The sequence below is a fragment of the Variovorax sp. P1_G12 genome, from assembly GCF_056405555.1.
The window spans coordinates 1-12,626 of the sequence record NZ_JBFUBW010000007.1; the positions used below are offsets into that span (position 1 = coordinate 1).

General features: G+C 66.9%; 10 protein-coding genes. All 10 read right to left on the bottom strand.

Annotated features, from left to right (window positions below; all coding sequences use genetic code 11):
• Positions 1 to 251: 251 nt before the first annotated feature.
• The gene (locus AC1D2O_RS09690) at positions 252 to 524 is read right to left on the bottom strand and encodes an STAS domain-containing protein (protein ID WP_478156828.1); all 273 of its coding nucleotides are present in this window, start codon (positions 522 to 524) and stop codon (positions 252 to 254) included.
• A 7-nt stretch (positions 525 to 531) separates the two neighbouring features.
• A complete protein-coding gene (locus tag AC1D2O_RS09695) occupies positions 532 to 1,188 on the bottom strand; it encodes an MlaC/ttg2D family ABC transporter substrate-binding protein (RefSeq protein WP_478156829.1) in 657 nt (218 codons plus the stop codon).
• Positions 1,189 to 1,320: 132 nt separating this feature from the next.
• On the bottom strand, positions 1,321 to 2,067 hold the full coding sequence (locus AC1D2O_RS09700; protein ID WP_478093864.1) for an MlaA family lipoprotein: 747 nt from the start codon (positions 2,065 to 2,067) through the stop codon (positions 1,321 to 1,323).
• Positions 2,064 to 2,552, bottom strand: coding sequence for an outer membrane lipid asymmetry maintenance protein MlaD (gene mlaD, locus AC1D2O_RS09705; protein WP_478156831.1), 489 nt, complete (start codon positions 2,550 to 2,552; stop codon positions 2,064 to 2,066). Before mlaD ends, AC1D2O_RS09700 begins: the two co-directional genes overlap by 4 nt.
• A gap of 27 nt (positions 2,553 to 2,579) precedes the next feature.
• Positions 2,580 to 3,362, bottom strand: coding sequence for a lipid asymmetry maintenance ABC transporter permease subunit MlaE (gene mlaE, locus AC1D2O_RS09710; protein ID WP_478093861.1), 783 nt, complete (start codon positions 3,360 to 3,362; stop codon positions 2,580 to 2,582).
• Entirely contained in the window at positions 3,359 to 4,183 is an 825-nt protein-coding gene (locus tag AC1D2O_RS09715; RefSeq protein WP_478093860.1) for an ABC transporter ATP-binding protein, read from the bottom strand. Before AC1D2O_RS09715 ends, mlaE begins: the two co-directional genes overlap by 4 nt.
• A gap of 393 nt (positions 4,184 to 4,576) precedes the next feature.
• Positions 4,577 to 6,055, bottom strand: a complete 1,479-nt coding sequence (locus tag AC1D2O_RS09720) for a glutamate synthase subunit beta (protein WP_478156833.1) — start codon at positions 6,053 to 6,055, stop codon at positions 4,577 to 4,579.
• A 30-nt stretch (positions 6,056 to 6,085) separates the two neighbouring features.
• Positions 6,086 to 10,828, bottom strand: a complete 4,743-nt coding sequence (locus tag AC1D2O_RS09725) for a glutamate synthase-related protein (protein ID WP_478156835.1) — start codon at positions 10,826 to 10,828, stop codon at positions 6,086 to 6,088.
• Positions 10,829 to 11,010: 182 nt separating this feature from the next.
• Positions 11,011 to 11,706: a transposase gene (locus tag AC1D2O_RS09730; protein ID WP_478089201.1), complete on the bottom strand. Its 696-nt coding sequence runs from the start codon at positions 11,704 to 11,706 to the stop codon at positions 11,011 to 11,013.
• A gap of 27 nt (positions 11,707 to 11,733) precedes the next feature.
• Positions 11,734 to 12,594: a class I SAM-dependent methyltransferase gene (locus tag AC1D2O_RS09735; protein ID WP_478089202.1), complete on the bottom strand. Its 861-nt coding sequence runs from the start codon at positions 12,592 to 12,594 to the stop codon at positions 11,734 to 11,736.
• Positions 12,595 to 12,626 lie beyond the last annotated feature (32 nt).

Consider the following 12,626-nt stretch of genomic DNA (forward strand, 5'->3'; position numbering starts at 1 on the left):
ACTTCGTGTAGCCGCCCACCCCCTACCGGGGGCGCAGTCAGCGGCCCGGCGAAGCCGGTTCCGCGACTGCCCACCAACGGGCCTGGCTGCGCCGGCCGAAAAAGAGGAGCAGCGCCGGTTTTCACGGCCGGCGCAGCCAGGCCCGTTCGTGAAACACCGCGGAACCGGCTTCGCCGGGCCGCTGGTGTTGCCCCCGGTAGGGGGTGGGCGCCCGGACACGAAGTGCCGGGCAACCTGGGGGCGAGCAAGAACTACGGTGCGGCGGGCAAAAGGCCTGCGATTCCGTACAGGGCGGCCAATTCGCGCAGGCGCGTCGGCAGGCCTTTCACCGCGAAGCCGCGGCCGAGTGCGCTCGACTCGCGCCGACACTCGAGCAGCACCGCGAGCGCCGAGGAATCGAAGTGGACCAGCGCACTGGCGTCGACCACCGTGGCCGTGTCCGTCTGCCCGGCCAGCCCCTGCTGGAGCATGTAGGCGCAGGCAGGCGCTTCGTCGTGCGTCAACTTGGGCGGCAGCACCAGCATGGCGGACTCAGCCCTTGCCGTTGCTCTTGTTGCGCGCCGCCAGGGCGGCGATCAGCCCGTCGATGCCCTTGCTGTTGATCTGCTGCGCAAACTGGGTGCGGTAGGTATCCACCAGCCACACGCCCAGCACGTTGATGTTGTAGATCTTCCAGCCGCCGGCTTCGCCCGGCGTCTTCTCGAGCCGGTAGTCGAGCTGCACCGGGTCGCCGCCACCGCCCTTGACTTCGGTGCGCACCAGCACCTCCTTGTCATCGGGCGAGCCGCGGAAAGGACGCACGCTCACGGTCTGGTCGCTGACCTGGTCGAGGGCACCCGCGTAGGTGCGCACCAAGAGCGTCTTGAACTCCTCTTCGAGCCGCTTCTGCTGCTCCGGCGTGGCCTGGCGCCAGGCCGGGCCGACGGCGGAAGACGTCATGCGCAGGAAGTTCACGTTCGGCATGATCTTGGTGTCGACCAGCACCATGATCTTGCCGATGTCGCCGGCCTTGATCGACTTGTCGGCCTTGATGGTCTCGAGCACATCCGAGGACAGACGCTTCACCAGCGCATCGGGCGCCTCGTCGGCAGCCTGGGCCGGCCGCACGAATCCGACGCCGGCCCCCACCAGCAGCAGGCCGGCCAGCGCAAGGCGTCCCAGGGTACGGCGTTGAAGAATCTGGTTCATCGAATCAATCCCTTGTCATCAAATATCGAGCAGACGCTCTGAGGGTTTGGAGCCCTGTCCGGCCGACAGGGTTCAACGACGGGCGTCCGGCGCTGCAACTGAATGCAATCGGCGGCCGCCCGCGCGCCGGCCCTAGTTGCCGTCGTCGGGCAAGTCGCCGTCGTGGACTTCGTTGTGGCGGCGCTGCAGGAAGGCGTCACGCGTGAAGGTGTACTTGTCGAGCGCGGCATCGTCGAGCAACTGGCCCACCCGCAGCAGGCTGGCACGGATGTCGGTGTAGCGGAGAGCGTACATTGAATTGCGCACCGAGATATCCGCCACGTGGTTCACCGGATCGCCCTGGATGTCCACCGGCAGCGCGACGGTGTCGCGCAGCGTCGAGGGCCCAAGCAGCGGCAGCACCAGGTACGGCCCCGCTGGTACTCCCCAGCGGCCCAGCGTCTGGCCGAAATCCTCGCTGCGGCGATCGATCCCGAGTTCGGTGGCGACATCGAGAATCCCGCCGAGGCCGAAGACGCTGTTGACGTTCACGCGCATGAAGGTCTGCGCACTGTCCTGGAGCTTGAGCTGCGCCACGCTGTTGGCGAAGCTCCAGACGTCCGAGAGATTGCCGAAGAAATTGCTGACGCCCGTGCGCACCGGCGACGGCAGGACCGCCTGATAGGCCATTGCGACCGGTTTCAGCACGGCATCGTCGACGGCGGTGTTGAAGCGGTAGACCTGCCGGTTGAGCGGCTCCAAGGGGTCCGCCGGGTTGGCGCCGGGGCCCGTGGCGCAGCCGGTGGCGAGGACGAGGAAGCCGGCGGCCAATGCGGCGCGCGCACCGATGGCGAGACGGCCGCGCACGGGCCGGCCGGCGGATGGAAATCGTGGTTTCATTTCTTGTTGGCGTTGCCGGGGGGCGTGCTCCCCTCCGCCGCTTTGCTGTACAGGAACTGGCTGATCAGGTTTTCAAGCACGACGGCGGATTGCGTGTCGGTCACGACGTCGCCAGCCTGCAGGTTCTTTTCGTCGGCGCCAGCTTCGATCCCGATGAACTGCTCGCCGAGCAGGCCGCTGGTCAGGATCTTGAACGAGCTGTCCTTGGGGAAACTGTAGCGATTTTGAAGCGCCAGCGTCACCGCGGCCTGGAAATTCTTGTCGTCAAACGTGATGGATTCGACACGCCCGACCACCACGCCGGCGCTCTTGACCGCCGTCTGGGGCTTGAGGCCGCCGATGTTGTCGAAGCGCGCGGTCACGGCGTAGGTCTTGTTGAAGTTCAGGCCCAGCAGATTGGCCGACTGAAGCGCCAGGAACAGCAGCGCCGCGCCGCCGATCAGCACGAACAGGCCGACCCAGATGTCATTGTTGGAACGTTGCATGTGTTGCACTCTCTCGAAACGTGTTTGCTAGATGCTGAACATCATGGCGGTCAGCATGAAGTCGAGCCCGAGCACGCTGAGCGAGGCGACCACGACCGTCCGCGTGGTGGCGCGCGACACGCCCTCGGGCGTCGGCTGCGACTGGTAGCCCTGCAGCAGCGCGATGAAGGTCACGGCAAAACCGAAGACGATGCTCTTGACGACGCCGTTGCCGACGTCGCGCCAGACATCGACACCGCCCTGCATCTGGCCCCAGAAGGCGCCCGGATCGACGCCCAGCATCAGCACGCCGACCACGTAGCCGCCGATCACGCCGACCGCGCTGAACACCGCCGCCAGCAGGGGCATGGTGATCACGCCGGCCCAGAAGCGCGGCGCCAGGATGCGCTGCACCGGGTCGACCGCCATCATCTCCATGGCGCTCAATTGCTCGCCGGCCTTCATGAGGCCGATCTCGGCCGTGAGCGAGGTGCCCGCGCGACCCGCGAACAGCAGCGCCGCGACCACCGGGCCGAGTTCGCGCACCAGGCCCAGCGCCACCAGCAGGCCCAATGCTTCGGACGAGCCGTAGCGCTGCAGCGTGTAGTAGCCCTGCAGCCCCAGCACGAAGCCCACGAACAGGCCCGAGACCGCAATGATCGCGAGCGAGTAATTGCCCAGGAAGTGGATCTGGTCGCGCACCAGTCCGAAGCGCTGCAGGCTTCGAGCCCCCTGGAAGGCCAGTCGCACGAACAGGCGTGCGCCGAGCCCGAAGTCGGCCAGCTTGCTGCGCACGGCAAAGCCGACATCCGATGGCTTGTACCAGCTCATTCGCGCCCCCCCTGCGCATTGCCGAAGTCATCCTCGACGCCGACCGCGGGATAGTGGAAATGCACCGGCCCCTCGGGCAGCGCATTGACGAACTGATGGACCAGCGGTTCGGTGCTGACGCGCACCTCTTGCGGCGTCCCCTGGGCGGCGATGCCGCCGTTGGCCAGGATGATCACGTGGTCGGCGATGCGGAAGGTCTCTTCGAGGTCATGCGACACGACCACGCTGGTCAGGCCCAGCGTGTCGTTCAACTGCCGGATCAGCCGCGCCGCGGTGCCGAGCGAGATCGGATCCAGGCCGGCGAAGGGTTCGTCGTACATCACGAGGTCGGGGTCGAGCGCGATCGCCCGCGCCAGCGCCACGCGCCGGGCCATGCCGCCTGAGACCTCGCTGGGCATCAGCTCGCGGGCGCCGCGCAGGCCGACCGCGTCGAGCTTCATGAGCACGATGTCGCGCACCAGCCCCTCGGGCAGGCGCGTGTGCTCGCGCAGCGGGAAAGCGACGTTGTCGAACACGCTCATGTCGGTGAACAGCGCGCCGAACTGGAACAGCATGCCCATGCGGCGCCGGGCCGCATAGAGCGCAGCGGACCCCATCTTGCCGACATCGTCGCCATTGACCCGCACTTCGCCACGGCGCGCCCGCACCTGCCCGCCGATCAGGCGCAGCACGGTAGTCTTGCCGCCGCCCGAGGCACCCATCAGCGCCGTCACCTTGCCGCGGGGCACGGAGAACGAGACGCCGTCGAGGATCGTGCGATCGCCGTAGCCGAAAGCGACGTCGCGAAACTCAACGAGGGAAGTGGGAGGTGATGGGTCCATAGCAATGAAAAAGCCGGGGCGCCCATGAGGACATCCCGGCTCGCGGTAACGGCTGATGATAAGGGAAAGCACGGAGGCGGCCCGCAGCCCCTTCGGGGGGCAGCAACCCCCACCATTGGGAAGAGTGGAGGCTCAGGCCGGCGCTTCGCGCAGACGGGCGGCCTGCGACTTCCCCCTCGGGGGGCAGCGACCCACCCGCAGTGGGGGAGCGTGGGGGCCATCCAGGCCGGCGCCGGGCCGCCCCAAGGCGGCCTGCAGCCCTCTCGGGGGGCAGCGACCCACACGCAGTGGGGGAGCGTGGGGGCTCAGGCCGGCGCCGGGCCGCCCCAAGGCGGCCTGCGGCCCCCTCGGGGGGCAGCGACCCACACGCAGTGGGGGAGCGTGGGGGCCATTTCAGCGCGGCAGGTCGCTGAAACCCATCAGGAATTCGTCGACCGAGCGCGCCGCCTGGCGCCCCTCGCGGATCGCCCAGACCACCAGCGACTGGCCGCGGCGGATGTCGCCGGCGGCGAACACCTTCGGCACATTGGTCGCGTAGCCGCCGATGAAGTCGATGCTGGCCCTGGCATTGCCGCGGGCGTCCATCTCGACGCCGAAGGCATCCAGCACGTTGGCCACCGGGCTCACGAAGCCCATCGCCAGCAGCACCAGGTCGGCCTTGAGCACCTGCTCGCTGCCGGGCACTTCGACCATCTTGCCGTCCTTCCATTCGACGCGCACGGTCTTGAGTCCCGTGACCTTGCCCTTCTCGCCGATGAATTCCTTGGTGGAGATGGCGAACTCGCGCTCGCAGCCCTCCTCGTGGCTGGAGCTGGTGCGCAGCTTGTAGGGCCAGTAGGGCCAGGTCATCGGTCGGTTCTCTTCCTCCGGCGGCTGCGGCATCAGTTCGAACTGGGTCACGCTGGCGGCGCCGTGGCGGTTGCTGGTGCCGACGCAATCGGAGCCGGTGTCTCCGCCGCCGATCACGATCACGTGCTTGCCGTCGGCCCGCAGCTGGCCCTTGACCTTGTCGCCGGCGTTGATCTTGTTCTGCTGCGGCAGGAATTCCATCGCGAAGTGGATGCCGTCGAGATCGCGGCCGGGCACCGGCAGGTCGCGCGACTGCTCGGCGCCGCCGGTCAGCAGCACCGCATCGAACTCGCGGTCGAGCTGTTCGGGCGTGACGGTTTCCTTGGCCCAGTTGGTGACCTTGGAGCCCTTGCCCAGCGGATCCTTGGCGGCGCCGACCATCACGCCGGTGCGGAAGCTCACGCCTTCGGCCTTCATCTGCTCGACGCGGCGGTCGATGTGCACCTTCTCCATCTTGAAGTCGGGGATGCCGTAGCGCAGCAGGCCGCCGATGCGGTCGTTCTTCTCGAACAGCGTGACGTCGTGGCCGACGCGCGCGAGTTGCTGCGCCGCCGCCATGCCGGCCGGGCCGGAGCCAACCACCGCGACCTTCTTGCCGGTCTTGTGCTTGGCCGGCCGGGCCGCGACCCAGCCTTCGTCCCAGGCGCGGTCGATGATCGCGTGCTCGATCGACTTGATGCCGACGGGATCGTCGTTCACGTTGAGCACGCAGGCGGCCTCGCAGGGCGCCGGACAGATGCGGCCGGTGAACTCCGGGAAGTTGTTGGTCGAGTCGAGCACCACGAAGGCGCTCTGCCAGTCGCTGCGATAGACCAGGTCGTTGAAGTCCGGAATGATGTTGTTGACCGGGCAGCCGCTGTTGCAGAACGGCGTGCCGCAGTCCATGCAGCGCGCGCCCTGCACCTTGGCTTGCGCCTCGTCGAGTCCGACGATGAATTCCTTGTGATGCTTGACCCGTTCCTGGACGGGCTTGTAGCCCTCCTCGATACGCTCATGCTCCATGAAGCCGGTGATTTTTCCCATCGTGCTTTCCTCTTTGTTCGTTATCGCTCGTCAGACCGCCGCCACCGACTTCGCGGCCGCGTGCGGTTCCATGCCCGCATGCGCGTTGTTGCCGCTGCTGGTGAGCTCGACCTCGCGGTCGTGGATCTCGGCCAGCGCGCGCTTGTATTCGTTCGGGAAGACCTTGATGAACTTGGTCCGCGAGACCGCCCAGCTGTCGAGCAGTTCGCGCGCGCGCTTGCTGCCGGTCCAGCGGTGATGGTCCTCGAGCAGCTTGCGCAGCTGCGCCTCGTCGGTCTCGCCGTCGTGCCAGACCTTGCGATGCACGCTGGCGGTCTGCTYGGCCGAGGTCAGCACCTTCTCGAGCGAGACCATCGTGAGGTTGCAGCGCGAGGCGAACTGGCCGTCCTCGTCATAGACGAAGGCCACGCCGCCGCTCATGCCGGCGGCGAAGTTGCGCCCGGTCTTGCCGAGCACCGCGACCGTGCCGCCGGTCATGTACTCGCAGCCATGGTCGCCGGTGCCTTCGACCACCGCGGTGGCGCCCGACAGCCGCACCGCGAAGCGCTCGCCGGCCACGCCGCAGAGGTAGGCCTCGCCGGTGGTCGCGCCATACAGCGCGGTGTTGCCGACGATGGTGTTGCGCACCGCCTCGCCGCGGAAGTCGAGGCTGGGACGCACCACCACGCGGCCGCCCGAGAGCCCCTTGCCGGTGTAGTCGTTGGCATCGCCGATCAGGTAGAGCGTGATGCCGCGCGCCAGGAAGGCGCCAAAGGACTGGCCGCCCGTGCCTTCGAGCTGGATGCGGATCGAGTCGTCGGGCAGGCCCTGCGGGTGCACCTTGGTGAGCGCGCCCGACAGCATGGCGCCGACCGAACGATTGACGTTGCGCGCGATCTCGATGAACTGCACCTTCTCGCCCTTCTCGATCGCCGGGCGCGACTTCTCGATCAGCTTCACGTCCAGGCTCTTCTCGAGCCCGTGGTCCTGGCTGTCGACATGGAAGCGCGGCACGTCGGCCGGCACGTTCGGCTGCGCGAACAGGCGGCCGAAGTCGAGCCCGCGGGCCTTCCAGTGCTCGATGCCCTGCTTGGTGTCGAGCAGGTCGGCACGGCCGATCAGGTCGTCGAACTTGCGCACGCCGAGCTGGGCCATGATCTGGCGCACTTCCTCGGCGACGAAGAAGAAGTAGTTGACCACGTGCTCGGGCTTGCCCGAGAACTTGCGGCGCAGCACCGGGTCCTGCGTGGCCACGCCCACCGGGCAGGTGTTCAGGTGGCACTTGCGCATCATGATGCAGCCTTCGACCACCAGCGGCGCGGTCGCGAAACCGAATTCGTCGGCACCCAGCAAGGCGCCGATGGCGACGTCGCGGCCGGTCTTCATCTGGCCGTCGGCCTGCACGCGGATGCGCCCGCGCAGGCGGTTCAGCACCAGGGTCTGCTGGGTCTCGGCCAGGCCGATTTCCCACGGGCTGCCGGCGTGCTTGATCGACGACCAGGGCGAAGCGCCGGTGCCGCCGTCATGGCCCGCGATCACCACGTGGTCGCTCTTGCACTTGGCAACGCCGGCGGCGATGGTCCCGACACCGACTTCGCTCACGAGCTTGACGCTGACGCTGGCGTGCGGCGCGACGTTCTTCAGGTCGTGGATCAGCTGCGCCAGGTCCTCGATCGAATAGATGTCGTGGTGCGGCGGCGGCGAGATCAGGCCCACGCCCGGCACCGAGTAGCGCATCTGGCCGATGTACTTCGTGACCTTGCCGCCGGGCAGCTGGCCGCCCTCGCCAGGCTTGGCGCCCTGCGCCATCTTGATCTGCACCTGGTCGGCCGAGGACAGGTACTCGGCCGTGACGCCGAAGCGCCCCGATGCCACCTGCTTGATCTTCGAGCGCAGCGAGTCGCCGGCCTCGAGCGGCAGGTCGACCTCGACATTGGCCTCGCCGATCACGCTCTTGAGCGTGTCGCCCATCTTGATCGGGATGCCCTTGAGCTCGTTGCGGTAGCGCGCCGGGTCTTCCCCGCCCTCGCCGGTGTTGCTCTTGCCGCCGATGCGGTTCATCGCCACGGCCAGGGTCGCGTGGGCCTCGGTGCTGATCGAGCCGAGCGACATCGCGCCGGTGGCGAAGCGCTTGACGATCTCGGTCGCGGGCTCGACCTCGTCGACCGAAATGGCCTTCGCCGGATCGATCCTGAACTCGAACAGGCCGCGCAGCGTGAGATGGCGGCGGTTCTGGTCGTTGACGATCTGCGCGTATTCCTTGTAGGTGTTGAAGTTGTTGGCGCGCGTGCTGTGCTGCAGCTTGGCGATCGCGTCGGGCGTCCACATGTGCTCTTCGCCGCGGGTGCGCCAGGCGTACTCGCCGCCGGCGTCGAGCATGTGGGCGAGCACCGGGTCGTCGCTGAAGGCGGCCTTGTGCATGCGAATCGCTTCCTGCGCGATCTCGAACACGCCGATGCCCTCGACCCGGCTGGCGGTGCCGGTGAAGTACTTGCCGATCGTCTCGCTGTTGAGACCGATGGCCTCGAACAGCTGGGCGCCGCAATAGCTCATGTAGGTGCTGACACCCATCTTCGACATGATCTTCGACAGACCCTTGCCGACCGCCTTGACGTAGTTGTAGATCGCCTTGTCGGCGCTCAGGTCGCCGGACAGGTCTTCATGCATCGCGGCCAGCGTTTCCATCGCCAGGTAGGGATGCACGGCTTCGGCGCCGTAGCCCGCGAGCACGCCGAAGTGATGCACTTCGCGCGCCGAACCGGTCTCGACCACCAGGCCGGCCGTGGTGCGCAGGCCTTCGCGCACCAGGTACTGGTGGATCGCCGACAGCGCCAGCAGGGCGGGGATCGCGACTTGCGTCGGGCCGACGTTGCGGTCGCTCACGATCAGGATGTTGTGGCCGCCCTTGATCGCGTCCACGGCTTCGGCGCACAGCGAGGCCAGCTTGGCCTCGACGCCCTCGTCGCCCCAGCCCAGCGGGTAGGTGATGTCGAGCGTGTAGCTCTTGAACTTGCCCTGCGTGTAGGTGCCGATGTCGCGCAGCTTCGCCATGTCGGCGAAGTCGAGGATCGGCTGGCTCACCTCGAGCCGCATCGGCGGGTTGACCTGGTTGATGTCCAGCAGGTTCGGCTTCGGGCCGATGAAGGACACCAGCGACATCACGATCGCCTCGCGGATCGGGTCGATCGGCGGGTTCGTCACCTGCGCGAACAGCTGCTTGAAATAGTTGTAGAGCGGCTTGTTCTTGTTCGAGAGCACGGCCAGCGGGCTGTCGTTGCCCATCGAGCCGATGCCTTCCTCGCCGGCCGCGGCCATCGGGCTCATCAGGAACTTGATGTCTTCCTGGGTGTAGCCGAAAGCCTGCTGACGATCGAGCAGGCTGACCGGGCTGACCGGTGCATGCACCGTCTCGGCCTCGACGCTGTCGAGCTTGATGCGCAGGTTCTCGATCCACTGCTTGTAGGGCTTGCTGTTGGCCAGCGTCGACTTGACTTCCTCGTCGTCGATCATGCGGCCCTGCTCGAGGTCGATCAGGAACATCTTGCCGGGCTGCAGGCGCCATTTGCGCACGATCTTCTGCTCGGGCACCGGCAGCACGCCGGATTCCGAACCCATGATCACCAGGTCGTCGTCGGTGACGCAGTAGCGCGACGGACGCAGGCCGTTGCGGTCGAGCGTGGCGCCGATCTGGCGGCCGTCGGTGAAGACGATCGAGGCCGGGCCGTCCCAGGGCTCGAGCATCGCGGCGTGGTATTCATAGAACGCGCGGCGGCGCGGATCCATCGTGGCGTGCTGCTCCCAGGGCTCGGGAATCATCATCATCACGGCCTGGCTGATCGGGTAGCCGGCCATCGTCAGCAGCTCGAGGCAGTTGTCGAAGGTGGCGGTGTCGGACTGGCCCGGGAAGCTGATCGGATAGAGCTTTTGCAGGTCGGCACCCAGCACCGGCGACGACATCACGCCCTCGCGCGCCTTCATCCAGTTGTAGTTGCCCTTGACCGTGTTGATCTCGCCGTTGTGGGCGACATAGCGGTACGGGTGGGCCAGCGGCCATTCGGGGAAGGTGTTGGTCGAGAAGCGCTGGTGCACCAGGCCCAGCGCCGAGACGCAGCGCTTGTCCTGCAGGTCGAGGTAGTAGGTGCCGACCTGGTCGGCCAGCAGCAGGCCCTTGTAGACCACCGTGCGGCTGGACATGCTCGGAACGTAGTATTCCTTGCTGTGCTTGAGCTTCAGGCGCTGGATGTTGGCGCTGGCGGTCTTGCGGATCACGTAGAGCTTGCGTTCCAGCGCGTCCTGCACGATCACGTCGTTGCCGCGGCCGATGAACACCTGGCGCAGCAGCGGCTCCTTGGCGCGCACGTTGGGCGACATCGGCATCTCGCGGTTGACCGGCACGTCGCGCCAGCCCAGCAGCACCTGGCCCTCGACCTTGATGGCGCGCTCCATCTCCTGCTCGCAGGCTTCGCGCGAGGCATGCTCCTTCGGCAGGAAGATCATGCCGACGCCGTATTCGCCGGGCGGCGGCAGGATCACGCCCTGCTTGGCCATCTCCTCGCGGTACAGCAGGTCGGGCAGCTGGATCAGGATGCCGGCGCCGTCGCCCATCAGCTTGTCAGCGCCCACTGCGCCGCGGTGGTCCAGGTTCTCGAGGATCTTGAGGCCCTGCAGCACGATGGCGTGGCTTTTCTCGCCCTTGATGTGGGCCACGAAGCCGACGCCGCAGGCGTCATGCTCGTCAGCGGCGGAATAAAGACCGTGTTCTTGGAGATGCTGGATCTCGGCAGCCGTCGTCATGGGCGTGCTCCTTCAGTTTTCGCAGGGAAGAGGAGCATATTGCGTTGCACAAATAATGCCAAATCATTTAATTGGGGTCAGATTCCAATTAGATTCCGACAAAAATCATTGGTCAAAAATTAGGGACACATCAAAAACAATAGCGCACCCGCGAGTCCCTGCGGGCAACTTCTCTGTGTCGATTAACGCGGATGAGGCAGCGGCGGCCGCCCGGCACGCGCTTTCAGCGCGCGGCGCCCTGTGGTTTTTTGTAACGAATCGACAAAGTCGCGATCGCCGACGGCCCAGCCATGCAGGGTCGCCTCGGTCAGCAGCGCCTGAGCGGCGGCCGGAATGCCTGCACGCACCATTTCGGCATAGGCGGCCTCGCGCGCGAATGGGGTGTTGCCGAGCGCCCAGTAGAGCGCGTGCGGCGTGAGCAGCTTGTCGTGCACGAGTCCCGCGTAGTGCGCGTGGCTCGACCACGGGTAGTCGCGCGCCTCGGCCGCCAGGCCGGCGCGCACCGGGTTCAGGTCGATGTAGGCCATGCAGGCCAGCAAATAGCGGTCGGTCTGGATCAGCGTCGACTTGTAGCGCCCTTCCCACAAGGTGCCGCTGCGCCCGTGCCGGTCATTGAAGTAGCGCACATAGCGCCGACCCACCGCCTGCATCCACTGCGGCAGGCCGTCGGCGGTCGAGGGCGTGGCCAGCAGATGGAAGTGGTTGTCCATCAAGACGTAGGCGTGAAGCGCAATGCCGAAGCGAGCCGCGTTCTCTCCCAGGAGCCCCAGGAACATCTCGCGGTCGGCGCGGTCGAGAAACACGGCCTGGCGGTTGTTTCCGCGCTGAATCACGTGGTGCGGCTGGCCGGCCAGCGTGAGACGGGGCAATCGAGCCATGACGGAGGTGGCGCAGGGGTGCGCGGCTCAGGAGAGCCGGAAGCGGGTCTCCAGCAGCGTCGCGAGCCCGAACTGCTCGAGCAGTTCGCGCAGCCTCTCGGCCGCGCTGGCTTTGCGTTGGCCGGTGTGGCGCGCGATGATCAGCTCGTTCTTCATGCTGTGCTCCCAGCCCACGAGTTCCGTCACCGTGACCTGATAGCCGTTCGCTTCCAGATACAGGCAGCGCAGCACATTGGTGAGCTGGCTGCCGATCTCGCGCGTGTGCAACGGGTGGCGCCACAGCTCCGCCAGCGGCGTGCGCGAGAGGGCCAGCGCCTTGGTCTGGCGCAGGCAGGCGGCGATCTCGGCCTGGCAGCAAGGCACCAGCACCATGAAGCGCGCCTGCTTCGCCAGCCCGAAAGCGATGGCGTCGTCGGTGGCGGTGTCGCAGGCATGGAGCGCGGTCACGACGTCGATCCGCGGCGGCAGCTCGGCCGCGCTGGCGGATTCGGCCACCGTGAGATTGAGGAAGGCCATGCGATCGAAGCCCAGCCGCTGGGCCAGCGTGCGCGACTTCTCGACCAGCTCGGCCCGGGTCTCGATGCCGTAGACATGGCCCGCGCCGCGCTGCTTGAAGAACAGGTCGTAGATGATGAAGCCCAGGTACGACTTGCCGGCGCCGTGGTCGGCCAGCGAGGCCTGGGCGCCGTCGTCCGGCAGCTCGCGCAACAGCTTCTCGATGAACTGGAACAGGTGGTAGACCTGCTTGAGCTTGCGGCGCGAATCCTGGTTGAGCCGGCCTTCGCGCGTGAGGATATGGAGTTCCTTGAGCAGCTCGACCGACTGGCCCGGCCGCAGTTCGCCGAGGACCTCCGCTTCGGCTTTCGAAGCCTTCGCAGCCTTGCTCATGCAACCTCCGTGCTGCGCACTGCGGTGCGAGC

What these genes read in the sequence shown, in the direction of transcription:
- AC1D2O_RS09730 (WP_478089201.1), bottom strand. Translation starts at nt 11,706, where the DNA reads ATGGCTCGATTGCCCCGTCTCACGCTGGCCGGCCAGCCGCACCACGTG.
- AC1D2O_RS09720 (WP_478156833.1), bottom strand. Translation starts at nt 6,055, where the DNA reads ATGGGAAAAATCACCGGCTTCATGGAGCATGAGCGTATCGAGGAGGGC.
- AC1D2O_RS09735 (WP_478089202.1), bottom strand. Translation starts at nt 12,594, where the DNA reads ATGAGCAAGGCTGCGAAGGCTTCGAAAGCCGAAGCGGAGGTCCTCGGC.
- mlaE (WP_478093861.1), bottom strand. Translation starts at nt 3,362, where the DNA reads ATGAGCTGGTACAAGCCATCGGATGTCGGCTTTGCCGTGCGCAGCAAG.
- mlaD (WP_478156831.1), bottom strand. Translation starts at nt 2,552, where the DNA reads ATGCAACGTTCCAACAATGACATCTGGGTCGGCCTGTTCGTGCTGATC.
- AC1D2O_RS09700 (WP_478093864.1), bottom strand. Translation starts at nt 2,067, where the DNA reads ATGAAACCACGATTTCCATCCGCCGGCCGGCCCGTGCGCGGCCGTCTC.
- AC1D2O_RS09695 (WP_478156829.1), bottom strand. Translation starts at nt 1,188, where the DNA reads ATGAACCAGATTCTTCAACGCCGTACCCTGGGACGCCTTGCGCTGGCC.
- AC1D2O_RS09690 (WP_478156828.1), bottom strand. Translation starts at nt 524, where the DNA reads ATGCTGGTGCTGCCGCCCAAGTTGACGCACGACGAAGCGCCTGCCTGC.
- AC1D2O_RS09715 (WP_478093860.1), bottom strand. Translation starts at nt 4,183, where the DNA reads ATGGACCCATCACCTCCCACTTCCCTCGTTGAGTTTCGCGACGTCGCT.